The sequence below is a fragment of the Sphingomonas fuzhouensis genome (assembly GCF_034659795.1).
GTDB classification, from domain to species: Bacteria; Pseudomonadota; Alphaproteobacteria; order Sphingomonadales; family Sphingomonadaceae; genus Sphingomonas; species Sphingomonas fuzhouensis.
This window is the reverse complement of record NZ_JAXSQY010000001.1, coordinates 1-23,811: the sequence shown is the minus strand read 5'-3', so window position 1 is coordinate 23,811 and position 23,811 is coordinate 1. Positions and strand designations below refer to the sequence as shown.

20 protein-coding genes are annotated in these 23,811 nt (G+C 65.8%); 10 read left to right on the top strand and 10 right to left on the bottom strand.

Going from position 1 to position 23,811, the window contains the following annotated elements; all coding sequences use genetic code 11:
• Nucleotides 1-12: 12 nt before the first annotated feature.
• Nucleotides 13-300 carry a co-chaperone GroES gene (groES, locus tag U1H82_RS00095; protein ID WP_042484184.1) on the bottom strand — a complete coding sequence of 96 codons (288 nt, stop codon included), beginning with the start codon at nt 298-300 and terminating at the stop codon, nt 13-15.
• Nucleotides 301-526: 226 nt separating this feature from the next.
• Between groES and sppA the strand changes: the two genes are divergently transcribed.
• From sppA to U1H82_RS00065, 6 genes are all read left to right on the top strand, one after another.
• The gene (gene sppA, locus U1H82_RS00090) at nt 527-2,488 is read left to right on the top strand and encodes a signal peptide peptidase SppA (RefSeq protein WP_322962899.1); all 1,962 of its coding nucleotides are present in this window, start codon (nt 527-529) and stop codon (nt 2,486-2,488) included.
• A gap of 98 nt (nt 2,489-2,586) precedes the next feature.
• The gene (locus tag U1H82_RS00085) at nt 2,587-3,177 is read left to right on the top strand and encodes a GNAT family N-acetyltransferase (protein ID WP_322962898.1); all 591 of its coding nucleotides are present in this window, start codon (nt 2,587-2,589) and stop codon (nt 3,175-3,177) included.
• Between the two features lie 276 nt (nt 3,178-3,453).
• Entirely contained in the window at nt 3,454-3,996 is a 543-nt protein-coding gene (locus U1H82_RS00080; RefSeq protein ID WP_322962897.1) for a hypothetical protein, read from the top strand.
• A 169-nt stretch (nt 3,997-4,165) separates the two neighbouring features.
• Entirely contained in the window at nt 4,166-5,659 is a 1,494-nt protein-coding gene (gene pgi, locus U1H82_RS00075) for a glucose-6-phosphate isomerase (protein ID WP_322962896.1), read from the top strand.
• A 235-nt stretch (nt 5,660-5,894) separates the two neighbouring features.
• Nucleotides 5,895-7,244: a glutathione-disulfide reductase gene (gor, locus tag U1H82_RS00070; protein WP_322962895.1), complete on the top strand. Its 1,350-nt coding sequence runs from the start codon at nt 5,895-5,897 to the stop codon at nt 7,242-7,244.
• A 171-nt stretch (nt 7,245-7,415) separates the two neighbouring features.
• On the top strand, nt 7,416-7,583 hold the full coding sequence (locus U1H82_RS00065) for a hypothetical protein (protein WP_322962894.1): 168 nt from the start codon (nt 7,416-7,418) through the stop codon (nt 7,581-7,583).
• Nucleotides 7,584-7,598: 15 nt separating this feature from the next.
• Here U1H82_RS00065 and U1H82_RS00060 read toward each other — a convergent pair whose 3' ends face one another.
• Nucleotides 7,599-8,219: a glutathione S-transferase family protein gene (locus tag U1H82_RS00060; RefSeq protein WP_322962893.1), complete on the bottom strand. Its 621-nt coding sequence runs from the start codon at nt 8,217-8,219 to the stop codon at nt 7,599-7,601.
• A gap of 33 nt (nt 8,220-8,252) precedes the next feature.
• Nucleotides 8,253-9,149 (bottom strand): dienelactone hydrolase family protein, encoded by an 897-nt coding sequence (locus U1H82_RS00055; RefSeq protein ID WP_322962892.1) that lies wholly within the window; start codon nt 9,147-9,149, stop codon nt 8,253-8,255.
• 128 nt (nt 9,150-9,277) lie between these two features.
• On the opposite strand from U1H82_RS00055, the gene U1H82_RS00050 reads away from it, so the two are divergent.
• On the top strand, nt 9,278-10,123 hold the full coding sequence (locus tag U1H82_RS00050; protein WP_322962891.1) for a hypothetical protein: 846 nt from the start codon (nt 9,278-9,280) through the stop codon (nt 10,121-10,123).
• A gap of 461 nt (nt 10,124-10,584) precedes the next feature.
• Here the strand turns inward: U1H82_RS00050 and ftsH are convergent, their stop codons facing one another.
• The 5 genes from ftsH to ptsP all read right to left on the bottom strand — a co-directional run bounded on the left by ftsH (nt 10,585) and on the right by ptsP (nt 18,321).
• The gene (gene ftsH, locus U1H82_RS00045; protein WP_322962890.1) at nt 10,585-12,552 is read right to left on the bottom strand and encodes an ATP-dependent zinc metalloprotease FtsH; all 1,968 of its coding nucleotides are present in this window, start codon (nt 12,550-12,552) and stop codon (nt 10,585-10,587) included.
• Nucleotides 12,553-12,765: 213 nt separating this feature from the next.
• The gene (gene tilS, locus U1H82_RS00040; protein ID WP_322962889.1) at nt 12,766-13,758 is read right to left on the bottom strand and encodes a tRNA lysidine(34) synthetase TilS; all 993 of its coding nucleotides are present in this window, start codon (nt 13,756-13,758) and stop codon (nt 12,766-12,768) included.
• Nucleotides 13,759-13,976: 218 nt separating this feature from the next.
• A complete protein-coding gene (locus tag U1H82_RS00035; protein WP_322962888.1) occupies nt 13,977-14,909 on the bottom strand; it encodes a tetratricopeptide repeat protein in 933 nt (310 codons plus the stop codon).
• Nucleotides 14,910-14,996: 87 nt separating this feature from the next.
• Nucleotides 14,997-15,956: a helix-turn-helix domain-containing protein gene (locus U1H82_RS00030; RefSeq protein WP_322962887.1), complete on the bottom strand. Its 960-nt coding sequence runs from the start codon at nt 15,954-15,956 to the stop codon at nt 14,997-14,999.
• A gap of 91 nt (nt 15,957-16,047) precedes the next feature.
• The gene (gene ptsP, locus U1H82_RS00025; RefSeq protein ID WP_322962886.1) at nt 16,048-18,321 is read right to left on the bottom strand and encodes a phosphoenolpyruvate--protein phosphotransferase; all 2,274 of its coding nucleotides are present in this window, start codon (nt 18,319-18,321) and stop codon (nt 16,048-16,050) included.
• 176 nt (nt 18,322-18,497) lie between these two features.
• Between ptsP and U1H82_RS00020 the strand changes: the two genes are divergently transcribed.
• The gene (locus U1H82_RS00020; RefSeq protein WP_322962885.1) at nt 18,498-19,013 is read left to right on the top strand and encodes a DUF4142 domain-containing protein; all 516 of its coding nucleotides are present in this window, start codon (nt 18,498-18,500) and stop codon (nt 19,011-19,013) included.
• Between the two features lie 137 nt (nt 19,014-19,150).
• Here the strand turns inward: U1H82_RS00020 and lldD are convergent, their stop codons facing one another.
• On the bottom strand, nt 19,151-20,281 hold the full coding sequence (gene lldD / locus U1H82_RS00015) for an FMN-dependent L-lactate dehydrogenase LldD (protein WP_322962884.1): 1,131 nt from the start codon (nt 20,279-20,281) through the stop codon (nt 19,151-19,153).
• A gap of 509 nt (nt 20,282-20,790) precedes the next feature.
• Between lldD and U1H82_RS00010 the strand changes: the two genes are divergently transcribed.
• Nucleotides 20,791-21,960, top strand: coding sequence for a tyrosine-type recombinase/integrase (locus U1H82_RS00010; protein ID WP_322962883.1), 1,170 nt, complete (start codon nt 20,791-20,793; stop codon nt 21,958-21,960).
• A gap of 157 nt (nt 21,961-22,117) precedes the next feature.
• Nucleotides 22,118-22,348, top strand: coding sequence for a helix-turn-helix domain-containing protein (locus U1H82_RS18295; RefSeq protein WP_375339473.1), 231 nt, complete (start codon nt 22,118-22,120; stop codon nt 22,346-22,348).
• A 199-nt stretch (nt 22,349-22,547) separates the two neighbouring features.
• On the opposite strand, the gene U1H82_RS00005 is transcribed toward U1H82_RS18295, so the two are convergent.
• Nucleotides 22,548-23,755 (bottom strand): IS3 family transposase gene (locus U1H82_RS00005; RefSeq protein WP_322962882.1). Its coding sequence is split into 2 segments (ribosomal slippage): nt 22,548-23,431 and nt 23,431-23,755, totalling 1,209 coding nucleotides; the frame shifts between segments, so codons are not numbered across the junction.
• Nucleotides 23,756-23,811 lie beyond the last annotated feature (56 nt).

Here is a 23,811-nt window from a genome sequence, read left to right as displayed (position 1 = left end):
GAAGGATCAGTCTCAGCCGATGATGCCGAGAATATCCGATTCCTTCATGATGAGCAGGTCTTCACCGTTCACCTTGACCTCGGTGCCCGACCACTTGCCGAACAGAATGCGGTCGCCCGCCTTCACGTCCAGCGGCGTGACCTTGCCGTCTTCGGCCTTCGCGCCCGAACCGGCGGCGACGACTTCGCCCTCCTGGGGCTTTTCCTTGGCGGTATCCGGGATGATGATCCCGCCAGCCGTCTTTTCCTCGGCCTCGACGCGACGGACGAGAACGCGGTCGTGCAACGGACGAAAGTTCATTGCCATGTCCCTTTAATCTGGCGTGTTACACTTTTCTGGCACTCGAGCCATGCGAGTGCCAACGCCCCGGATATGTGAACGGGCATTCAGGCCGTCAACGCCTACCCCGAAAAAATTTCGACGGAGCGTGCTGCTCGTGGGAACAAAATCCGGGTGCCTTGGCACGCGTATTGGCGCGATAACACGGACCATTGCCGAGCATTCGCCGCTGGGCTAGCGATAGGGGATGACCGACGCCCGCGCCGACGCGCTTCCGCCCGCCTCCCCGCTCGACCAGGATTTCAGCCGACCGGGGCGCAAGCCCGGACGGCGCAGCGGCTGGCGGCTGGTACGCGGCGCCTGGCGGCTGCTGGTCGGCATCAAGGATTTCCTGGTGCTGGCCGCGATGCTGCTGTTCTTCGGCCTGATCTTCGCCGCGCTCAATGCCCGGCCGGGGACCAAGGCGATCACCGACGGCGCATTGCTGCTCAAGCTGGACGGCCCGATCGTCGAGCAGCCCGAGACGGTCGCGCCGCTCGCGCTGTTGTCGGGGCGCAGCGTGCCGCATGAATATCGCCTCCGCGACGTGGTCCGCGCGATCGACTCGGCCAAGGACGACAGCCGGGTCAAGGTGCTGGTCCTCGACCTCGATGCGTTCGGCGGCGCTTATCCGGCGATGCTTCAGGAAGTCGGCGACGCGATCGCGCGCTTCCGCAAGGGCGGCAAGCCGGTGCTGGCCTATGCCACCGCCTATACCGACGGCGCCTATCGCCTGGCCGCCAACGCCAGCGAAATCTGGCTTAATCCGCTGGGCGGCACGCTGTTCGCCGGACCGGGCGGTAACCAGCTCTATTACAAGGGGCTGATCGACAAGCTGGGCGTGACGACCCATGTCTACCGCGTCGGCAAGTTCAAATCCTTCGTCGAACCCTATATCCGCACCGACCAGAGCCCCGATGCACGCGCCGCCGCGCAGGCGCTCTACGGTTCGCTCTTCGCCCAGTGGCGCGAGGCGGTGGCCAAGGCACGACCCAAGGCGCAGATCGACAGCTTCCTGACCCAGCCCGACCGCGCCGTGCTGGCCGCGAACGGCAGCATCGCCGACGCGAACCTGAAGGCCGGGCTGGTCGACAAGCTGGGTGACAAGCTCGCCTTCGGCAAGCGCGTCGCGGAGATCGCAGGCACCGAGGCGAACAAGCCCGCAGGCTCTTTCCGCACCATCTCCTACGCCTCCTGGGTGCGCGCCAACCCGCTGCCGACCAAGGGCGATGCGATCGGCGTGCTGACCATCGCGGGCAATATCGTCGACGGCGAAGCGGGGCCCGGCACGGCAGCGGGCGAGACGGTGTCCAAGGCGCTGCTCGACGGCCTCGCCAAGAAGAATTTGAAGGCGCTGGTGGTGCGCGTCGATTCGCCGGGCGGGTCGGTGCTGGCATCCGAACAGATCCGCCAGGCGATCCTGGAGGCCAAGCGGCAGAAGCTGCCCGTGATCGTCTCGATGGGCGGACTGGCCGCCTCGGGCGGTTACTGGGTGTCCACCCCCGCCGACCTGATCTTTGCCGAGCCCGGTACGATCACCGGTTCGATCGGCATCTTCGGCCTGATCCCCTCGTTCGAGAATACGCTCGCCAAGATCGGCGTGACCACCGACGGGGTGAAGACCACGCCGCTGACCGGTCAGCCCGACATACTGGGCGGCTTTACCCCGATGCTCGACACCATCCTCCAGGCGGGGATTGAGAATGGCTATCGCCAGTTCCTGACCCGCGTCGCCCAGTCGCGCCACATGACGGTCGAAAAGGTCGACACCATCGCGCAAGGGCGCGTGTGGGACGGCGGCACCGCGCGGCAGATCGGGCTGGTCGATCGCTTCGGCAATCTGTCCGACGCCATCGCCGAGGCCGCCCGCCGCGCCAAGCTGGACCCGGCCAAGATCCATGCCGAATATCTGGAGAAGAAGCCCGGCTTTGCGGCGACACTGGTCGAAGGATTCGACAGCGACGATGACAGCCAGCAAGGCGGCGACGTCTTTGCCATCGCGGCGGCCGAGCGTCGTGCGGTCGCGGCGCGCGCGCTGGGCGATGTCGCACGGCTGGCGCGGGGCGGGTCGGTCCAGGCACGCTGCCTGGAATGCGGCGCGCTGGGGCCGTTGGCGACGGCCGACGATCAGCGGCTGCTCGACCTGCTGATCGCGCGACTGGGGCTGTAAGCGACGTGAAAGCGCGGGCGCGCCCTGCCCCCGCAATGACGGTTCCGCCTTATCCCATGATGCGGTAGGCAGGCCCCCGATTCAGGAGACGCAGCCCCATGATAGCCATTCGCGCCGCCCGCCCCGATGACGCCGCCGCCATCGCCGCCATCTATGCGCCGCATGTGCTGGCCGGTGTCGTGTCGTTCGAGACCCAGGCGCCCGACGCCGACACGATGCGCGCGCGGATGGAGGGGGCGGACGGCCTCTATCCCTGGATCGTCGCGACACTGGCCGATGAAGAGGGCCAGGAGGAAGGCGTGATCGGCTATGCCTATGCCGCGCGCTTCCGGGAACGCGAGGCGTATCGCTGGGTGGTGGAGACGACCATCTATGTTGCCGACGTATCGCAGCGGGCGGGCGTCGGGCGGCTGCTCTATGAGGCGCTGGTCGACACGCTGACCGCGCAAGGCTTCACCCAGGCGATGGGCGTGATCGCGCTGCCCAATGACGGCTCGATCAAGCTGCACGAAGCGGTCGGCTTCCGCCGCGCGGGCGTCTTTCGCGAGGTCGGCCACAAACATGGCCGCTGGATCGACGTCGGGTATTGGCAGCGCGAACTGGCCGAACCCGCCCCCCACCCCGCCGAGCCGAAACGCTTCGCCGATGTCGGCGTCGTCCGCGATCCGGTGGCGGTGAAGCATCGGTAAAGCTGCCAGGAGGACGGAAGTATGTCTTGGCTTCTGGCTCTGTCCTTGGCGACTCCTCTCTCACCGGCCGAGAGTCGCGCGATTTCCCTATGCGCGCCATGGATAGGTCCCCATGTCGGCTCAAACCAATCAGGTCGCGTCCGGCCTATTCCGTCCGAAGGGCTTTGCTATGACGGGGCGATCGATCAAAAGGGCGGATTGCAATTCATCGCCTTATTGAAAGCGGTTCCCAAATCGCATCGTCCCATCGTTGTCATTCGATCACGGGGTGGCGATGTGAAGATCGGTCTGAATATGGCGGATGCGGTCCTGGCGCGCCGGGCGACCGTGATCGCCTATGATTACTGTATTTCCAGTTGCGCTAATTATATCTTCGGGGGTGCCGCGCGACGCGTCGTCTTTCACGACGCCATTCTGGGCTTTCATGGCGGTGCGACCTATATCCCCCGCGAAGACATCCTGGCCGATTTCAAAAAGGCTGGCGTTGCAAACCCCGTCGAGGCGACACGCAACGCCTTGGTCGATTTGAACCGAACGATCTACCGGCAAAACCGATTCTTGAAGGCGGCAGGAATCGACACCCACTTTTTCCAATGGGTCGATGCGTTCAACCATCTGCCTGAAGAACGACGCAAGGCGATTTGCGGAGAGGAGGCAGATTTTTTCGTTTTTTCTTCCGCCTTTCTGAAATCCTATGGGTTTTCCATCGCCGTGAATGAAGGGCCTCATTCACCCACCGAACTCAAAACGGCCTTGAAAGGAATCAAGGCACCTTCGTCGATCGCTTGCTATGTGGGGATCGAGCATCGCACGCTATGACTCCTACCGTCGTGAATGTCTGGGCAACGGACAGACTTCACCTATCACAGCTGTCTATCCTCCCTCCTTTCCACACCATACCAATCTAAGGCTTGGCTTTGCCCGCCCGCTTTGGCTAACGCCGTGGATGAAGCCCCCACCGGGCACGCGCAAGGAAGGAACAGGCATCATGGCTGCTGACTGGTCGACGATCGAATCGCTCCCGCAGACCCCGCTTCTCGATCTTTTCGCGAATGATCCCAACCGGCTGGCGTCGCTCAGCCTGGACGTGGCGGGTATCCATTTCGACTGGTCGAAGACCCATCTGACGCCGGAGGCCGTTGCCGCCTTTGCCGAACTCGCCAAGGCGAGCGGCCTGGCTGCCAAGCGCGATGCGCTGTTCGGCGGCGAGGTCGTCAACGTCACCGAGGGCCGCGCGGTCGAGCACACCGCCGAACGCGGCGAAGGCAAGGCCGAGAGCGTCGCCACCGCCCGCCAGTCGCACGCCCGGATGCGCGCGCTGATCGACGCGATCGAGGCCGAGGCTTTGGGGCCGATCCGCCATGTCCTGCACATCGGCATCGGCGGCTCGGCGCTGGGCCCGCACCTGCTGGTCGATGCGCTGGGGCGCGACACCGACCGCTATGACGTGGCGATCGTGTCGAACGTCGACGGCGTCGCGCTGGAGGAGGTGTTCAAGCGCTTCGACCCCGCCGCCACCCTGCTGGTCGTCGCGTCCAAGACCTTCACCACCACCGAGACGATGCTGAACGCCACCTCGGCGCTGCAGTGGATGACCGAGCACGGCGTCGAGGACCCTTATGGCCGCGTCATCGCGCTGACCGCCAACCCGGACAAGGCGGTCGAATGGGGCGTGGACGAGACCCGCATCCTGCCCTTCGCCGAGTCGGTCGGCGGGCGTTATTCGCTCTGGTCGACCATCGGCTTTCCCGCCGCACTGGGCTTGGGCTGGGACGCGTTCGAGGAACTGCTGGAGGGCGCGGCCGAGATGGACCGCCATTTCCGCCTGACCGACCTGTCGCAGAATGCGCCCGCGCTCGCTGCCTTTGCCGACCTCTATTACACCCAGGTCCGCCATGCCGAGACGCGCGCGCCCTTCGCCTATGACGAGCGCCTGCGCCTGCTCCCCTCCTATCTCCAGCAGTTGGAGATGGAGTCGAACGGCAAGGGCGTGACCGTCGACGGCCAGCCGGTCGGGCGGCCCACCGCCGCGATCACCTGGGGCGGGGTCGGCACCGATGCCCAGCATGCGGTGTTCCAGCTGCTCCACCAGGGCACGCATCTCGTCCCCGTCGAGTTCATCGCGGTGATCGAGCCGGGCGACGTGCTGAGCGACGACCATCACCGCCAGCTGCTGCTCAACGCCTTTGCGCAGGGGGCCGCACTGATGAAGGGCAAGAAGACCGATGACCCCGCGCGCAGCTATTCGGGCGATCGTCCGTCCTCGACCATCCTGCTCGACACGCTCGACCCGCGCACGTTGGGCGCGCTGATCGCCTTTTACGAGCACCGGGTCTTCGTGAACGGCGTGATCCTGGGCATCAACAGCTTCGACCAGTTCGGTGTCGAGCTGGGCAAGGAAATGGCCAAGGCGGCGGATCAGGGCGGGCAATCGTTCGATCCTTCGACCGAAGACCTGATCCAGCGGGCGTTTGGGGCGTAAAAAATCCTCCCCTGTAAGGGTAGGTGGCAGGGCGTAGCCCTGACGGAGGGGTGTCACCGCTGGCGGCCATGCCCCTCCACCACGCCCTGCGGGCGCGGTCCCCCTCCCCCAAGCGCAGCTTGGGGAGGAATTTGAATTTCCGATCACTGTCAGGGGGACGCTGAACTTGGCTCGGCGTCCCCCGTTATGCTTTTAGGCGGGCACACCGCCTCATTTCCCCGGAGAAACCGATCCCATGGCTGAGTATGACTATGACCTGTTCGTCATCGGCGCGGGATCGGGCGGCACGCGCGCCTCGCGGGTCGCGGCGGCACATGGCGCGCGCGTGGCGGTGGCCGAGGAGTACCGGGTCGGCGGCACCTGCGTCATCCGCGGCTGCGTGCCGAAGAAGCTGCTCGTCTACGGCGCGCATTTCGCCGAGGATCTGAAGGACGCGCGCCGCTTCGGCTGGCAGGTGCCCAGCGACTGCGAGTTTTCGTGGCAGACGCTGCGCGATAATGTCCTGTCGGAAGTCGACCGGCTGAACGGCGCCTATAAGAAGACGCTGGAGAGCCACAATGTCGAGATCATCGACCAGCGCGCCACCGTCACCGGCCCGCACAGCGTCCGCCTGGCCGATGGGACCGAGAAGACCGCCGAACGCATCCTGATCGCGGTCGGCGCGCATCCGGCCGTCCCCTCCTGCCCCGGCCATGAGCATGGCATCACCTCCAACGAGGCGTTCCATCTCGACAACATTCCCAAGCGCGTACTGATCGCGGGCGCGGGCTATATCGCCAACGAGTTTGCGGGCGTCTTCCACCAATTCGGCGCGCACGTCACGCTGATCAACCGCAGCAAGGACATATTGCGCGGATACGACCTGACGATCCGCGACCGGCTGCTCCAGATTTCGATGATGAAGGGGATCGAGTTCCGCTTCGACGCGACCTTCGAGGGCATCGAGAAGATGGACGATGGCTGCCTGAAGGTGTCGATGTCCAATCACGAACCGATCATCGTCGATCTGGTCATGTTCGCAACCGGCCGCCTGCCCAACACGCACGGGCTGGGCCTGGAGACGGCGGGCGTCGAGCTGGACGATCATGGCGCGGTCAAGGTGGACGAGGACAACCGTTCGACCTGCCCCAGCATCTATGCGGTCGGCGACGTGACCAACCGGGTCCAGCTGACCCCCGTCGCCATCCGCGAGGGCCAGGCCTTTGCCGACACCGTGTTCGGCAACAAGCCCACCCGCGTCGATTACGACTGCATCCCGGCGGCCGTCTTCAGCCATCCCCCAATGGCGGGCGTGGGCATGACCGAGGCGCAGGCGCGCCAGACCTTGGGGTCGGTGCAGGTCTATACCTCCGACTTCCGCCCGATGAAGAATGTCCTGGCGGGTCGCGAGGAGCGGTCGCTCTACAAGATGGTGTGCGACGGGGATACCGGCCGGGTGGTCGGGCTGCACATGATCGGCCCCGACGTACCCGAAATCCTTCAGGCGGCCGCGATCGCCGTCAAGGCCGGGCTGACCAAGGCGCAGTTCGACGCCACCGTCGCGCTGCACCCGACCATGGCCGAGGAACTGGTGCTGATGCGCTGATCCCGTATCGCCCTCCCCCAGTCTCCCACTGGTGTCCCACCGGGGGGCAGTCTCGCTCGTTTTGCGACAAATTATGTATCGCGAGAAAAGTTATCGCCATTTAATATCAAGGCCTTAAGGATCACCGAGTCGATCGGCGCCATGCCCCAGGGATTTGAATGGAAGACTGTGATGAGTGAGCCGAGTGTCACCTTCGAACAGGTCATCGCCTTTGCGCAGGCCGCAATGGAGGGCGCGGACGCACTGAACCAGCCGCTGGCGGGCAATCACATCGCCGCCGGGCTGGACCTGCTGCGCGCCGCCTGGGAGAATGCCGAGCGCGCGCGCCCGGCCGCCTGACCCGATCGGTCGCCGTCAGGCGTCGTCCGCCGTCTTGCCATCGTCCAGCGCGGTGGCGCGGCGATGGGCGGGGCGGTCGCTCAACCGGTCGATATAGGCCATGATCCCATCGGTCTTGGGGATCAGCCCGAACTGGGTGAACCACATCAGCTGCGACCCCAAATAGACATCGGCCGCGGTGAAGCGCGCGCCCGCGATGTAAGGATGCTCGGCCACCGCGTCGCCGACCACCGCGACGGCGCGTTCGAAATCGCCATAGCCCGCCATACGCTGCTGCTCCGGGGTGGGGTTCACGCCCATGGCGCGGTTGGTGATCGCGGCCTCCAGTGGCCCGGCCGCGAAGAACATCCAGCGATAATAGCGTGCCCGCTCCTCGGCCAGCGGCGCCAGTTCGGCATCGGGAAACGCCTCGGCCAGATAGGCGCAGATCGCCGCCGTCTCGGTCACCACCTGCCCGCGATGGACGATGGCCGGGACCTTCGCCATCGGGTTGATCGCGCGATATTCGGGGGCGATCATCGTCGTCTCATAATCCAGCACGACCGTATCATAGGCCGCGCCGGTCTCCTCCAGCATCCAGCGGGCGATCCGCCCGCGCGATCGGGGATTGGTGTACAGCGTCAGGTCGGACGTCATGGCATACTCCGTGAGCAGGGATGAAAATGCGAATCATGCCCGGTCGAGATGCCGGTGCAGAAAGGCGATGCTCCGCGCCCAGGCTTGGGTTGCGGCGGCTTTGTCATAGCGCTGGGCCGAGGCATCATTGTTGAAGGCATGGTCGACGCCCGGATAGGTGAAGGCCTCGACCGGCCGCCCCGCCGCCCGGAGCGCCGCGACCCAGGGCTCGCCGATCGCGTTCACTCGCGCATCCTTGCCCGCATAGTGGAGCATCAACGGGCTGTGGACCTTGGCCGCCTCGGCCGGGTTCGGCGCGGGGCCATAATAGGCGACGCCCGCCGCGAGTGCAGGCCCCGCCGCCACCGCCAGCCGGTTGACGAAGGCCCCGCCCCAACAAAAGCCGACCGCGCCGACCCGGCCCGTAGCGCTCTTGTCGGCGGCGGCGTGGGTCATCATCCCGCGCGCCTGGGCCAGTGCCAGATCATAGTCGAGCGTTCCGATCAGCGTCCGCGCCCGATCCTCATCGGCGGGCGTGCCGCCCTGCGGCGCGAGCAGATCGGGGGCGACCGCATGAAACCCGGCCAGCGCGATGCGCCGCGCGACATCCTCGATATGCGGGGTCAGCCCCCTATTCTCATGGATCACCAATACCGTGCCGAGCTGCTGTCGGCTTCCCTTGGGGCGGGCGAGATAGGCGGCAGAGCGCGCGCCTGCCTCCATCCCCTCGCGCCGATCGATCCGCAGCCGCCCGTCATGCGGATCGGTGATCGCGGCGGCCGCCGGACTGGCCGCAATGCCCAGGATCAGCGCTTCGGCCGCCGCCGCCGATCCGGCCAGCACCGTCATCTGGCGCAGCAGGGTGCGCCGATCGTGATGCTCATGGGTGAACGCGTCATAGATTCGGACGGCCTGGTCGCGCAACGAAGCGTCCGGGGGGATATCGGTCATGCGGGCATCCTCCACATGGGCCGCGCGTCCGGCATGACACCGGCATTCTGGTCACGACCCTGGCCAAGAGCATAGTCGGCTGTGGCTCCATAGGATAGGTTGGATCAAACCGACGGGGGAATAGCGACATGATGACGATCATCGCCTGGGCCTTGTTGCAGGCGCAGACCGGCATGGCTCCGGCCGCGGAACCGCCCCCGCCGCCGCCGCCACTGCATGGCGGCGACCAGCCGATGACCTGCCCGGTCGGCGGTGAGCGCTTCTCGGCATGGCGGGCGACGATGTATTCCACCTATGGCGAGCGGCCCGACGGGCGGCCGTACAGCTATATGCACTTCCCCTTCCCTGTGCCCGAATGCCCCGGCAATCACCTGGTGGTCTTCGATTCCTTTTCCGACGCAGACAAGGCGGCCCTGGCCACGCTGATCGCGACGCCGGACTATGCGAAGCTGGTCGCCGACGGCGAGCCACCGCATTACCGCGCCTACTGGCTCGCGACGCGGTTGGCGCGGCCGGAGGGCGATGCGCTGGGGTGGTTGCAGACGGCCTTATGGGCCACGACGCCGGGACCCAATGATGGCCCCGATAACCCGGCGAACGCGGCACGGCGCAAGCGCTATGCTCAGGAGTTCGTCGAGCGTGTCCGCCGCCTGCCCGCAGATACTAGCGTCTCGGACCGACTCTGGCTGACCGCGCGGGCCGCCAACCAGCTGCGCCAGATGGGTGATTTCGCGGCCGCAGAGACGATGCGGCAGGCGGCGCTACCGCTGGTCGGTCAACCCGGCGTCGGCAAGGGCTGGGACGATTATCTGGCCAAGCTGCGCGTGGTGATCACCCGTCACGATGCGTCGGCCGAACCGCTCGACATGATCCCGCCACAACAGGCCAAATATCGGTGCGATAATCCGGGCAGAGTCCCCCTCAATGCGGTTGAGCGTCGCTTATGCCCTGCCGTTACGTCGGCAAAAGACTGATCGGATGGGGTCTGGGAGGGGTTCCAGCCTATGCTCAGATACCGACATTGCTTCGGCAGACATGAAGGCCAACGCCATAGCTCTACCATCAGCCCGGTCCGCTATTTCGACGTGGCCCGCCAGAACTGCTAGACACGACATGGCGTCGTCATTGCGAGCGTAGCGAAGCAATCCAGAGCGTCTTGCCCGGACACTGGATTGCTTCGCTACGCTCGCAATGACGGATTGGGTCAAACTGATGTCATCCCGCGTTAGTGACCGACAAGTTGATTCGAGCGACCGTTTGGCAGTCTCAGCGACACAAAATTCCATATGCTATAGCCCTGCCCCTGAAGGGGAGGGGTGGGTCCATCGCATGTCACCCTGCCCTGACAAAGCAATCCCGTGTCCGGGCACCACGCTCTCCAACGAAAAAGGCCGCCCCTTCTCAGGGACGGCCTTTCATCGTCTTGCCGAAAAGATCAGGCCCCCAGCGGGCTCGGCGATCCGAACGGTCCCGCACCACGCCGGGTCTTCGGGATCGAGGTCCCCGCCTTGGCGATCGTCACCGTCTTCAGCTTGGGATCGTCGCGACCGATATCGTCGCCCGCGATCAGCTTCTTGATCTCGTCACCCGACAGCGTCTCATATTCGAGCAAGGCACCCGCGAGCAGGTGAAGCTGGTCGACATGCTCGGTCAGCACATGCTTGGCGCGGTGCAGACCACCCTCGACGATCGCCTTGATCTCGTCATCGATCAGCTGCGCGGTCTGGTTGGACATGCGCACCGGCTGGCTCGACGAATAGCCCAGGAAGCTCTCGCCCTCCGGCTGCGCATATTCGACCGGACCGACCTTGTCCGACATGCCCCATTTCGTGACCATGTCGCGGGCCAGACCCGTGGCGTACTGGATGTCGCCGCTGGCGCCGCTCGACACCTTGTCATAGCCGAAGATGATTTCCTCGGCGATGCGGCCACCCATGGCGACCGCCAGGTTCGCGTACATCTTGTCGCGGTGATAGCTGTACGAGTCGCGCTCCGGCAGGCGCATCACCATGCCCAGCGCACGGCCGCGCGGGATGATCGTCGCCTTGTGGATCGGGTCCGATGCCGGTTCGTGCAGCGCGACGATGGCATGGCCCGCTTCATGATAGGCGGTCATCCGCTTCTCGTCCTCGGTCATGACCATGGAGCGGCGTTCCGCACCCATCATGACCTTGTCCTTGGCTTCCTCGAACTCGGCATTGGCGACCAGGCGCTTGCCCTTGCGCGCCGCCATCAGCGCGGCCTCGTTGACCAGATTGGCGAGATCCGCACCCGAGAAGCCCGGCGTGCCGCGCGCGATAACGCGAGCATCGACGTCGGGGGCCAGCGGCACCTTCTTCATATGGACTTCGAGGATCTTCACGCGGCCATCGATATCGGGGCGCGGCACCACGACCTGACGGTCGAAACGGCCGGGACGTAGCAGCGCCGGGTCGAGCACGTCGGGACGGTTGGTCGCGGCGATGATGATGATGCCTTCATTGGCCTCGAAACCATCCATCTCGACCAGCAGCTGGTTCAGCGTCTGCTCGCGCTCGTCATTGCCGTTGCCCAGGCCAGCACCGCGATGGCGGCCGACCGCGTCGATTTCGTCGATAAAGACGATGCACGGGGCCGACTTCTTGGCCTGTTCGAACATGTCGCGCACGCGGCTCGCGCCGACGCCGACGAACATCTCGACAAAGTCCGAGCCCGAAATGGTGAAGAACGGCACGCCCGCCTCACCCGCGATCGCACGAGCTAGCAGCGTCTTACCCGTACCGGGCGAGCCGACCAGCAGCGCGCCCTTCGGGATCTTGCCGCCCAGTCGGGCGAACTTCGACGGGTCCTTCAGGAACTCGACGATTTCCTGCAGTTCTTCGCGTGCCTCGTCGATGCCGGCCACATCGTCGAAGGTCACCTTGCCTTCCTTCTGGGTCAGCATGCGGGCCCGGCTCTTGCCGAAGCCCATCGCGCCGCTGGCGCCGCCGCCCTTCTGCATCTGGCGCAGGACAAAGAAGGCGATGCCGATGAAGAGAATGAACGGCAGCGAATTATAGAGCATGAGCATCCAGATGGACGGCCCTTCCTCGGTCTTCGCCGTGAAGGTCACGCCCTTTTCACGCAGACGCGGGATCAGCTGCGAATCGGGAACCGGGGTGGTGCGGAATTTCTCGCCCGACGACAGCGTACCCGTGATCGAGTCGCGCGAGATGGTCGCGGTCTTCACCGTGCCCTCGTCCACCTTGTCCAGGAAGGTGGAATATTCGATCGGATTGCCGCTCTGCGCCGAGGAACCCGCGCCCGACAGGCTGACGAACAGGGCGAGCGCCATCAGGATGCCCACCCAGATCAACAGGCTCTTCATCCAGGGGTTGCCGCCCCCATTGGGATCGGGGCTCTGCTGCTTGTCGTTATCGTTCATCGGTGCCGGATACCTTTCAGCCTCCAAGATAGGCATGACGAGGTTAATGGCAATGGAACAAGACCGATCATTGTGATCGTCGCCGAGGCAATCCTCCCCAAGCTGTGCTTGGGGGGGGGGACCATCCGCAGGATGGTGGAGGGGCAGACCGCCATGCCCCTCCACCACCGCTTCGCGGCGGTCCCCCTCCCCGCGCTGAGCGCAGGGAGGAATTTAGGAACTGCGCCTCGGCGGGGCGGGACGGAAGCGCCAGACGCCGGAGCGGACGCTGGCGATCACCCCGGCCTGGGTCGCGCGGCTGCCCTGCGCCAGCGATTCGAGCAGCTTTTCGATATTGCTCCCCTCGCTCCAGGCGGGGGCTTCGATCCCGGCGGCGGTGCGCACCGTGCCGATCGCGCGGCGGGCCAACCGCCGTCCCAGTTCACGCGGCAGGTCGGCGGCCTGGATACGGACATTGTCGCCATCGATCTGCGCCCGCTCCTGCCAGAGCCAGTCGACGGTGGCGCGCAAATCGGTATCGGCCTCGGCCAGCTGCGCCGCCGCACGCGCCAGCTGCGCCACGCCCAGCCATTCATGCCCGTCGAGCAACTGGCGGAAGCGCGTGCGGTCGTGGCGCGGATCGTGATTGGCGGGATCGTCGACGAACGGTGCCTCGGCCCGGCGGACGATCTGACGCAGCTCGGCCCGGCGCCAGTCGAGCAGCGGGCGCAGTATGACCGCATCCGCGATCACCGTCCGCGCCCGCACCCCCGACAGGCCCGACAGCCCCGCCCCGCGCGCCGCGCGCATCAGGAAGGTTTCGGCCTGGTCATCGGCATGATGCGCGGTCAGGATCGCCGCCGCACCGATCGCGCGGGCATGTGCGGCGAGCAGGGCATAGCGCGCCTCGCGCGCCTGGGACTGGATGCTTGCCCCCGCGATCGGCGTGTCGGGGCGCAAGCCCTGATGTGGCACGCCCAGCTTGGCGCAATGCTCCGCCACCATCCGCACTTCGTCCGCCGCTTCGGGACGCAGGCCATGGTCGACCGTCGCCACCGCAATCCGCCCCGGAAAGGCCGCCGCTGCCAATGTCAGCATCGCCATGCTGTCGGGCCCGCCGGACACCGCCAGCAACAGGGACGCCGCATCGGCATGGGGATCGTGAAGAAGCGTCAGATCGGCGGCGAAGCGCGCAATCTGATCGACGGCCGTGGCATCGGTGGCCATGATGCTCTCAAAACTGGTCAGGGATGCGCGCGCTCTGGCCCTTCCGCCTTACCAGTGCAAGGGGTTTTGCGTCGGCTGATAGCATACGCACCGCCCTCACCCTTCCCACCCGCTATCGCGGGCGGGCCCCTTCCCTCTCCCATTGGGAGAGGGAGGGAGGCGCGAAGCGCCGGAAGGGTGAGGGTATGATAGGGCAGTTATACTTCGCCCTCAGTTCCTCACTGGCATTTCGCCGCGCTGCGGCCGCTGGCGATCTGGCTCTTCATCGCACCGGACAGCTTGGCGCCGTACACATCGCTCAACTCGTCATAGACCTTGCAGGCGTCGGCGGGCTTGTTGAGCTTGGTCAGCGCCTGGCCGAGATAGAGCAGGCTGTCGGGCGCGCGCTCACCGTCCGGGAATTTCTTGTAATTCTCGTAGAAGGCCATTGAGGCGAGGCTGGGCTTGCCCGAGTCGAGATAGGTCCGACCCAGCAGGTTCTGCGCAAAGCTGGCGCGACGGCTCTTGGGATAGTCGGCGACCACCTTCTTCAGCGCCGCTTCCGCTTCCGGATAGCGCTTGGCCTGCCACAGGCGATAGCCATAGAGATAGGCGTCCTCGGCGGGATCGCCGGTCGAGGGCTTGTCGACGGCCGCCGCCGGGGTCGCCGTCGCGGTATCGCCGGTCACGACCGAGGGTGCCGCCGGGGTCTTGGTCGGGCGAGCCGATCCGGTCGCGGCGGGCGCGGGCGTGTCAAGCGGTGCGCTCTGCCCGGCCGGAGCGATCGGCGCGGGACCGGCCTCCAGCGCCTTCAGCCGCGCCTCGGTGGTGCGCTTATAGGCGTCGAACTGGTCCTGAAGCTGCCGGGTACGATAGCCATTCTGTTCGATCTGGCCGGTCAGGCTCGCCATCTGCTCTTCCAGCGAGGTGACGCGCGAGGTCAGGTCGGACAACGCGCTGGAGGCGGGAACGCCCAGCGGCTGAGCCTGGGTCTGGGGCGCGGTGATCTCGGGCTGGACATAGCCGCCCGCACCGTTCGGGAAGACCTTGCGCTGGACGGCGCGCATTTCGCTTTCCAGCTTGCCGACCCGGCCCTCGACATTGGATTGGGCGGCGGCAGCGGTCGGCAGGATCATCACGGCCGCGACGCCGGCCAGCAACAGGTTACGCATCGGTTTCACCCCCCGGTGGGCTGGTTATGAAAGGGACAGGACCTTTATGCCCTGCCCCGGCTGTCTCCAGCCTTAAAACGCAATCTCTTACGGATTCGTCGGCGCTGTCGTGGCAGGCGTCGGCGACGGCGCGGGTGCGGGCGTCGCGGTCGTGCCGCCGCCCGTCTCGCTGCTTGCGCTCGGCGTCGCGCGGCGTTCCGGCCGCTCGCGCAGTGCGGTGCGCGCGGTCGGCGTCGGCGTGGCAGCGGCCGGTGCCGGAGCACCCGACAGCCGCGCGGCGATCGCCTGCGGGTCGAGCCGCACATCCTTGATCGCGCGCGATCCGTCGCCCAGCGGCGGGATCGCCTTGCCGTCCAGCGTCACGGTCAGCTTGTCGGGACGACCGACATTGAGCAGCGGCCCCTTCGCATTGGCGGGCACCTCATAGCTTTCGCCCGGCTTCAGCGTGCCCATCTTCAGCGTGACATTGTCAGCGTCATAGACACGCAGCCACACATCGCCCTTGGCGGTCAGCACGACCTTGCCCGCCGCGACCGGCGTCGGGCTGGGGGCCGGGGCCGGTGCGGGCGCGGCGCTGTTGGCCAGCGGGGTGGCGGCGGGCACGTCCTGCGCGCTATGGTCGCGGCGGAACAGGTCGGTGCCGTACCACAGCCCGGCCAGAACCAGCAGCGCCAGCGCCAGGCCGACCCCCAGGATCGCCAGCCCGCGCGAGGGCACGCGGGCGGGATCGGCGATGTCCTGCGGCACATATTCGGTCACGCGGCGGCCCAGCCGGTCGACATCGGCGCGCACCGCCTGGGCGATCGCGACCTCGTCGGCGCCGACGGCGCGGGCATAGGCCTTGGCAAAGCCGACCGCATAGGTGGCCGATGGCAGGCTCTGATAATCGGATGCCTCGATCGCCGCGAGATGGCGGCTGGGGATGCGCGTGCGCGCACCGATATCGCCCAGCGAAAGCCCCTGCGCCTCACGCGCCATGCGCAGGACGTCACCGGCGCGGGCAGGTGCCGCCGGTGCGGCATCGTGGCCGGGATTGACCTCGTCCATTCTCAACTCCGAAGCGACCATGGCCCACCCCATGATCGCGGTCGTTCTTTCAGACGGTTGGGATCAAGTCAACGCGAACCCCCGGCCTGGATCAGGCCAATTCCACACCATTCGTCGCAGCCCAGGCACCAAGCGCCCCGCGCATGTCGCGCACCGGATGCGCCAGCAGCCGCGTCATCTCGGTGGTGATCGCGTCGCGGTCAAGCGAACGGATCATCGCCTTGACCGGGCCGACCGCCGCCGGGGTGATCGACAGCCGGTCGATGCCGATGCCGATCAGCGCCATCGCCTCCAGCGGCCGCCCGCCCATCTCGCCGCACACGCCGATCGGCACGCCCGCCGCGCGGGCAGGCTCGACCACCCGGCGCATGAAGCGCAGGATCGAAGGGCTCAGCCAGTCATAGCGTTCGGCGAGCTTCGGATTCGCACGGTCGGCGGCGAACAGGAACTGGGTCAGGTCGTTGGTGCCGATCGACAGGAAATCGACATTGGGCAGGATCAGATCGAGCTGTTCGGCGAGCGCGGGCACCTCCAGCATCGCGCCGTAGCGCACCTCCAGCGGCAGGCGACGCCCGCGCGAGCCCAGCCAGGCGCGCTGCGCCTCGAACAGCGCCTTGGCCTCGTCGAACTCCCAGGCCTCCGACACCATCGGGAACATGATGTTCAGGGTGCGGCCCGCCCCCGCCTCGATCAGCGCGCGGGCCTGTGCCTTCATCAACCCGTCACGCTCCAACGCCAGGCGCAGCGCACGCCAGCCCATTGCCGGATTCTCTTCGTCGCCGCCATCGGTGTTGAGATAGGGCAAGGCCTTGTCGCCGCCGATATCGATGGTGCGGAAGATCACCGGCCGGTCGCCCGCCGCCTCCATCACGTCACGGTACAGCCGCTGCTGCCGCTCGCGCTGCGGCAGGGTGGCGGAGACGAGGAACTGGAATTCCGTGCGGAACAGGCCGATCCCGTCCGCCCCTGTGGTGTCGAGCGCGGCGGCATCGTCGCGAAGCCCGGCATTGACCATCAGGGTGACGCGGTGCCCGTCCTTGGTCACCGGCGGCACGTCGCGCAAAGCGGCAAATGCCGCGCGCCGCTTCTGCCGCAGCTCCAGCTTGGCGTCGAACGCCTCCTCCATCGCCGCGGTCGGGCGGACGAGCACGCTGCCCTCCGATACGTCGAGCAGCAACTGGTCGCCGTCCGCGATCTGGCGGCGCACGTCGCTGACCCGGCCGAGCACCGGCACGCCCATGGCGCGCGCCACGATGATGACATGCGCGGTCAGCGACCCTTCCTCCAGGATCACGCCCTTCAGCCGCCGCCGGTCATATTCCAGCAATTCGGCCGGGCCCAGGTTGCGCGCGATCAGGATCGTGTCCTGCCGCAGGCCCAGTTGCGCCGCCGTGCCCATCTGGCCCGACACGATGCGCAGCAACCGGTTGGACAGGTCCTCCAGGTCGTGCATCCGGTCGGCGAGCAGCGGGTCGTCGATCTGGCGCATCCGCTGGCGCGTGCGCTGCTGCACCCGCTCGATCGCGGCTTCTGCGGTAAGGCCGCTGTCGATCGCCTCGTTGATGCGTCGCGCCCAGCCCTCGTCATAGGCGAACATCTTATAGGTCTCGATGACCTCGACATGCTCGCCCGCGACGCCGAACTCCGCCTCGCGCGCCATGCGGTCGATCTGTTCGCGCATCTTGTCGAACGCGGCATAGACGCGGCGACGCTCGGCATCGATGTCCTCGGCGACCGTGTGTTCGACGACGATGCGCGGCTGGTGATAGACGGCAAAGCCGCTGCCCATGCCCTCGACCAGCTTCTGCCCCGACAGGCGGATCGTCGCGGTCATCTGCGGCCGCGTGCCCGCCGCCCCCGCCGCATCGATCAGCCCGGCATTGGCGATCAGCTCGGACAGGACCATCGCGACGGTCTGCAGCGCCTCGATCTCGACATCGGCATATTTGCGCGGTTCGCTATGCTGGACCGCCAGCACGCCCACCGCGCGCTCGCGCCGGATGATCGGCACGCCCGCGAAGCTGTGGAAACGATCCTCGCCCGTCTCGGGCTTGTACGCGAAGTCGGGATGGCTGGCCGCTTCGTCGAGGTTCAGCACCTCGACATCCTCGGCGATGGTGCCGACCAGCCCCTCGCCCAGCGCCAGCTTGGTGACGTGCACCGCCTCCTCGGCCAGACCGCGCGTCGCGAACAGCTCCAGCACCCCTTCGCGCAGGAGATAGATCGAACAGACCTCGCTGCCGATCGCCTCACCGATGATCTGGACCACCTGGTTCAGCTTGGCTTGGGCGGGGGTGCGCGACGCCATGACGTCGTGCAGACGAACGAGGATCTCGCGGGCGGATGCGGCGGCCGAAACGGGCATGGGCATAGGGCTAACAGACGCGGTGCGGCGGTGTCATGCGATAATATCGCACAAGCGTGCCTTTGTTGGCGGAGCGATACCCGCCAACACGCTGATCTGCATTATAAATCAAATATTTATCAGGAACAGTGAGCCGAACGACCGGTTGCCTCCAGCATTCGTCACGGGAGAGCAACATGCCCAAATTCCTATCCTTCGCCCTGGCCCTCGGCTTTGTCGCCACGCCGATCGCGGCCCAGACCCCGCCACCCCCGCCCCCTGCCGCCGCCAAGGCGCAAGCCGCCGCCTATGTGAAGGCGGCGGGCATGAGCGATCTGTACGAGATCACCTCCAGCAAGCTGGCGCTGCAAAAGTCGCGCAATGCCGATGTCCGCCGATTCGCACAGATGATGATCGACCATCACACCCGGACGACCGCCGCGACGGTGCGCGCCGCGAAGCAGGACGGCCTGGCCCCCACCCCGCCCAAGCCGGGCGGCGCCGAAGCCTCGATCGGCGAATTGCGCCGGGCGTCGGCCGATGGCTTCGACCGGCTCTATATCGGGCAGCAATTGCCCGCGCATCAGGCCGCACTCGACCTGCATCAGAGCTTCGCCGCCAATGGCGACCGCCCCGCGCTGAAGGCCAGCGCTCAGGCGGCGGTGCCGATCGTGCAGCAGCATATCCAGATGCTGCAACAGATGCAGCGTTAAGCTGATCCGTCATTCCTCCCCTGTAAGGAGAGGGGGACTGCCGCGAAGCGGTGGTGGAGGGGTGTCCCCGCCGATGGTACACCCCTCCGTCAGTCCTGCGGACTGCCACCTCCCCTTGCAGGGGAGGAATTAAGAATTCAGGCCAGGGCCGTCCGGTCGATCTCGGCCACCGACCGCACGCCCGTCAGCGTCATCGCCACCCGCATCTCGGCGGCGAACAGGCGCAGCAGGTTGGCGACGCCCGCCTCCCCGTCCGCCGCCAGCGCATAGATGAACGCGCGGCCCAGCATCACCGCATCCGCGCCCAGCGCCAGCATCCGCACCACGTCCAGCCCGGACCGTACGCCCGAATCCGCCAGCAGCTTCAACTCGCCCGCCACCGCATCCGCGATCCGGGGCAGCGCGCGCGCGGTCGATGACACCCCGTCCAACTGCCGCCCGCCATGGTTGGACACGACGATCCCGTCCGCGCCGAACCGCACCGCGTCGCGCGCATCCTCGGGGTCGAGAATGCCCTTGATGACGATCGCGCCCTTCCAGACATCGCGTATCCATTCCAGGTCGCGCCACGCGATCGAGGGATCGAAGTTCGCGCCCAGCCAGCCGATATAATCCTCCAGCGCGGTGGGCGCGCCGCGATAGGCGGAGATATTGCCCAGATCATGCGGCCGCCCGCGAAGCCCCACATCCCAGGCCCAGCGCGGATGGGTCACCGCCTGCACCATCCGCCGGAACGCCGCATTGGGGCCCGACATGCCCGAATGCGCGTCGCGATAGCGCGATCCCGGCACCGGCATGTCGACGGTAAAGACCAGGGTCGTCACCCCCGCCGCCTGCGCCCGTTCCAGCGCGTCGCGCATGAAGCCGCGATCCTTCAGCACATAAAGCTGGAACCAGATCGGCGCGGAGGAGGCCGCCTGCACCTCCTGGATCGCGCAGACCGAGACGGTCGACAGGGTGAACGGCACACGCGCCGCCGCCGCCGCGCGTGCGGCCTGCACCTCGCCTCGTCTGGCATACATGCCGGTCAAACCCACCGGGGCCAGCACCACCGGCATGGCGAGTCTGGCACCGAATAATTCGGTCTCCAGGCTGAGGTCGGCGACGTTGCGCAGCACCCGCTGGCGAAGCTCGATCCCGGCCAGATCCTCGACATTGTGGCGCAGCGTATGCTCGGCATTCGCGCCGCCATCGATATAGTGGAACAGGAAGGGTGGCAGTCGGCGGCGCGCGGCTTCCCGGTAATCGGTGGGGGCGGAAATGATCATCGCTCGGGCAGCCTCGCTTCATCAAAGGCGGACTTGCCGGGACATGCCGATGGGACCGCTGACCGAGGTGCCATATCGCGTGCCGCGGCGGCTTTCCATGGCCCGTCCGCCGCCATGAAGCGGTTTCGGCAACGGAAACGAGATCGGGGCCAACGAAGGACACGGCTTCGCCGCCAGCTCTCCTGCACCTCGCGCGGCGTTGCCCTCAAGAAACCGGGGTGCGATGCATGGCGATCATGCGCACGCTCCGCTCCCGAACCCGCATGTTCGTACAGGGTTCTGCAAAGAAGCAGACCAGTGCGCATCTTCATAAAGGCTGGAAAAGCTGGCGCACCCGACAGGATTCGAACCTGTGGCCTCTGCCTTCGGAGTGCAGGGAATGGTCATTCATGATGGTTCGCTGACGTTCATTTCCCCTTGTAAATCGGTCGTTCTGATTCGTAGAAGTTCGCCTAGGTTTTACCGGATATCTACTGGACGTTACCGGACAGGTGAATGGAGGCAAGGGGATGGCAGGACGCGACTTGAGCCGGGTCAGGGATCGGGAGGCGCTTCGCGCCGCCGCCAATGCAGAACCGTACTGGCAACGCCTGCGTCCCGGTTGCTTTGTCGGCTATGCACCGTCAGCGAAGGGTGGGGACGGCACGTGGTTTGCCCGAGCCTATGACCCTGACACCAGCCGCTATCAGAAGAAGCGACTTGGCGCTTTCCCCGGTGTACCCGGCAACGCCAAGTTTGCAGCGGCAAAGCAGGAGGCGGAACGCTTTGCGGAACTGACAGAGGCTGGTGGACACACCGAAGAGAAGATCGAGACGGTAGGCGACGCCTGCCGCGCGTATGCCACCACCCGCCCGGAGGCGGCAGCGCGGTTCCGTCGCTACGTGTACGACGATCCTATCGCCAAGCGCCGCCTCGATAAGCTGCGTCGCAAGGACTTGGAAGAGTGGCGGAAGCGGCTAGCGGGACAACCATCTTTGGTCAGCCGAAGCAAGGAAGGGGAGCAGCGCACCCGTGACCGCGCGCTGTCGACGATCAATCGCGACATGGCTGTTGTACGGGCAGCACTAAACTCAGTCCTTCGTCCGGGCATACCGGGCAGCGCAGGGGCTTGGCAGGAAGCATTGAAAGCGCACAGCAACGCAGACGGGCGGCGGACCCTGTACCTTGATCGGACGCAGCGGCGCAGGTTGCTCGATCACCTTGACGCGGAGGCCATGCCTTTCGTGAAGGCGCTTTGCTTACTGCCGATGCGTCCGGGCGCAATGGCGACCCTTGATGCAGGGGCTTTTGACAAACGTACATCCGAATTGACGATCGGGAAGGACAAGGCGGGAAAGGCCCGGAGGATCAAGGTCCCGCGCGAAGCCGCTACACTGCTGGCGTCGCAAATCGACGGGAAGTTGCCATCGGCTCCATTGTTCACAAGGGCGAACGGCAGCCGATGGAACAAGGACAACTGGAAGCAGCCGATCGCAAAGGCAGTGGAAGCGGCGGCCCTACCATCCGAGGCAACGGCATACACCTTGCGACACAGCACGATCACAGACTTGGTCGCTGCTGGCTTGCCGCTCCTTACAATAGCTCAGATTTCCGGCACAAGCGCAGAAATGATCGAGCGCCATTACGGACATCTTGTGAGCGATGCCGCACTGAAAGCACTTCGCGGGCTATCCCTGTAGAATGCGGCGAGTTGCGGGGCATATTAAAAAACAGGACACTTGCAGCACCTCATTTCCTCAATCCTACCTTATTCACAAACTTACCCGGTAACTTAGTCGAAACCGTGATGCAGTTCCTCAAAACCGCGCGTATCTGCTCGGTCACAGGAGAACGATAATGACCAATCATCATGAAGAACGGAGTGGCGCTACCGATCGCCATGAACAGCTTAGCAGACTGACGTATAGCGTAGTGGAGGCCGCCGCCGTCACTGGGTTAGGCAAGACTACTTTGTATGCTTTGATGCGTAGCGGTACACTTCCATCATTCACGGTTGGCAGGCGTCGCTTGATAGCCAGCTCAGACCTTGAAGGCATGATCAGACAGGCAAGGCAAGCGGCGGCATAAAGCCGCCGCAGCCAGAGTGCCGTTGCTTACCCCTTGCTAGCGGGCCAGTCAGACGCGGCACGAGTGACGACGGCCATCGCGCCCGTCAGCGCACGAACTTGATGGCCCTGCCGCTAGCCTCTCTTGCTCCCAGCTTATCAAACTGAGCTTGCGGAGCGGTATAGTCAGCATGATCTGGCCCCCGTTTGGCCGGACGGATTCAAGCGGTTGCAGAAACCATTGCGCGATGCTCGCGCGGGGAACGCATTTTGAGCCCTGAATGAGGGTGGTTGTCGTTGTAGTCTTCGATCCATCCGGCAAGCGATGTCAACGCGGTGAGTGCATCGGGTAGCGACGAGACGCGGACGTAATCGCGTTTGAGGGTATGCACGAAGGCTTCGGAGATGCCGTTGGATTGCGGGCTGCGGACAGGGGTGAAGCAGGGTTTGAGCCCGAGTTGCCGGGCAAAGGTCCGCGTTTCGCGGGCGGTATAGGCCGAGCCGTTATCGGACAGCATCTCAACCGGCGCGACCGTGCGCATACCGCCGAAGCGGGCCTCCACGGCTTCCAGCATGATGTCGCGCACGTCCGAACCGCTGATGCCGGCATTGGTGACGGCGTGCCAGGCGATGATCTCGCGGTCGTGGGCGTCGATGATAAAGGCGCCGCGCACGACCTCGCCGTTCCAGCAGGTGAACTCGAACCCGTCCGAGCACCAGCGCAGGTTCGAGCGGATCGCCACCACGACGCCGTCATGACCGTAATCGGTTCGCTCGGTATAGCGCCGCGCCAGCAGCAGGCGGTTGGCTGCCATGATGCGGTAGACGCGTTTGTGGTTGACCGGCACCAGTCCTTCGGCGCGCTGCTGTCGATTGAGGACCGCCGCGATGCGGCGGTAGCCGTATGTTGGCCGCTGCGCGGCGATCTGGCGAATGCGGGGCAACAGGTCCGCGTCGTCGGCCTTCGTGTATGGCCCGCGCGTCTTGGTGCTGCCGGTCAGGCGGTCGTACACCGTCGAGCGTCCGACGCCGAGCGTGCTGGCGACCAGGCTCACCGGATAGTCTCCGGCAGCGGCGAGTGCATGAGCAAGCTCGCTTTTTTTGGGCGCGAGCGCTCCAGCGCCTCCTTCAGTATCTCGACCTCCAGCGTCTTGCGGCCGAGCTGGCGCTCCAGTTCGCGGATGCGGGCTTCCATCTCACGGACCTGACGGTTGCTGGTTACGTCATCGTCGCCGACGATCGCGACGCTTCCGCCTTCCAGCATCAGCCGCCGCCAGCGGTACAGCAGGTTCGGGGCCACGCCATTGCGGCGCGCCACCACCGATATGCTCTCGCGACCATCGAGCGTTTCCTCAACGATCCTCAGCTTCTCGGTGGAACCCCAGTGACGACGCCGACCGCCGTCGGTGATGATCTCGGACACGGACATAAGCCTATGCTCAGGGGATAGCCCCAAGCCTCCTTCTTAGGCTTGAATCCGTCCGG

What these genes read in the sequence shown, in the direction of transcription:
- gor (WP_322962895.1), top strand. Translation starts at nt 5,895, where the DNA reads ATGGCTGAGTATGACTATGACCTGTTCGTCATCGGCGCGGGATCGGGC.
- U1H82_RS00050 (WP_322962891.1), top strand. Translation starts at nt 9,278, where the DNA reads ATGATGACGATCATCGCCTGGGCCTTGTTGCAGGCGCAGACCGGCATG.
- U1H82_RS00055 (WP_322962892.1), bottom strand. Translation starts at nt 9,149, where the DNA reads ATGACCGATATCCCCCCGGACGCTTCGTTGCGCGACCAGGCCGTCCGA.
- lldD (WP_322962884.1), bottom strand. Translation starts at nt 20,281, where the DNA reads ATGATCATTTCCGCCCCCACCGATTACCGGGAAGCCGCGCGCCGCCGA.
- tilS (WP_322962889.1), bottom strand. Translation starts at nt 13,758, where the DNA reads ATGGCCACCGATGCCACGGCCGTCGATCAGATTGCGCGCTTCGCCGCC.
- ftsH (WP_322962890.1), bottom strand. Translation starts at nt 12,552, where the DNA reads ATGAACGATAACGACAAGCAGCAGAGCCCCGATCCCAATGGGGGCGGC.
- U1H82_RS00010 (WP_322962883.1), top strand. Translation starts at nt 20,791, where the DNA reads ATGGCAGGACGCGACTTGAGCCGGGTCAGGGATCGGGAGGCGCTTCGC.
- sppA (WP_322962899.1), top strand. Translation starts at nt 527, where the DNA reads ATGACCGACGCCCGCGCCGACGCGCTTCCGCCCGCCTCCCCGCTCGAC.
- groES (WP_042484184.1), bottom strand. Translation starts at nt 300, where the DNA reads ATGAACTTTCGTCCGTTGCACGACCGCGTTCTCGTCCGTCGCGTCGAG.
- U1H82_RS18295 (WP_375339473.1), top strand. Translation starts at nt 22,118, where the DNA reads ATGACCAATCATCATGAAGAACGGAGTGGCGCTACCGATCGCCATGAA.
- U1H82_RS00085 (WP_322962898.1), top strand. Translation starts at nt 2,587, where the DNA reads ATGATAGCCATTCGCGCCGCCCGCCCCGATGACGCCGCCGCCATCGCC.
- U1H82_RS00060 (WP_322962893.1), bottom strand. Translation starts at nt 8,219, where the DNA reads ATGACGTCCGACCTGACGCTGTACACCAATCCCCGATCGCGCGGGCGG.
- U1H82_RS00030 (WP_322962887.1), bottom strand. Translation starts at nt 15,956, where the DNA reads ATGGACGAGGTCAATCCCGGCCACGATGCCGCACCGGCGGCACCTGCC.
- ptsP (WP_322962886.1), bottom strand. Translation starts at nt 18,321, where the DNA reads ATGCCCGTTTCGGCCGCCGCATCCGCCCGCGAGATCCTCGTTCGTCTG.
- U1H82_RS00065 (WP_322962894.1), top strand. Translation starts at nt 7,416, where the DNA reads ATGAGTGAGCCGAGTGTCACCTTCGAACAGGTCATCGCCTTTGCGCAG.
- pgi (WP_322962896.1), top strand. Translation starts at nt 4,166, where the DNA reads ATGGCTGCTGACTGGTCGACGATCGAATCGCTCCCGCAGACCCCGCTT.
- U1H82_RS00035 (WP_322962888.1), bottom strand. Translation starts at nt 14,909, where the DNA reads ATGCGTAACCTGTTGCTGGCCGGCGTCGCGGCCGTGATGATCCTGCCG.
- U1H82_RS00020 (WP_322962885.1), top strand. Translation starts at nt 18,498, where the DNA reads ATGCCCAAATTCCTATCCTTCGCCCTGGCCCTCGGCTTTGTCGCCACG.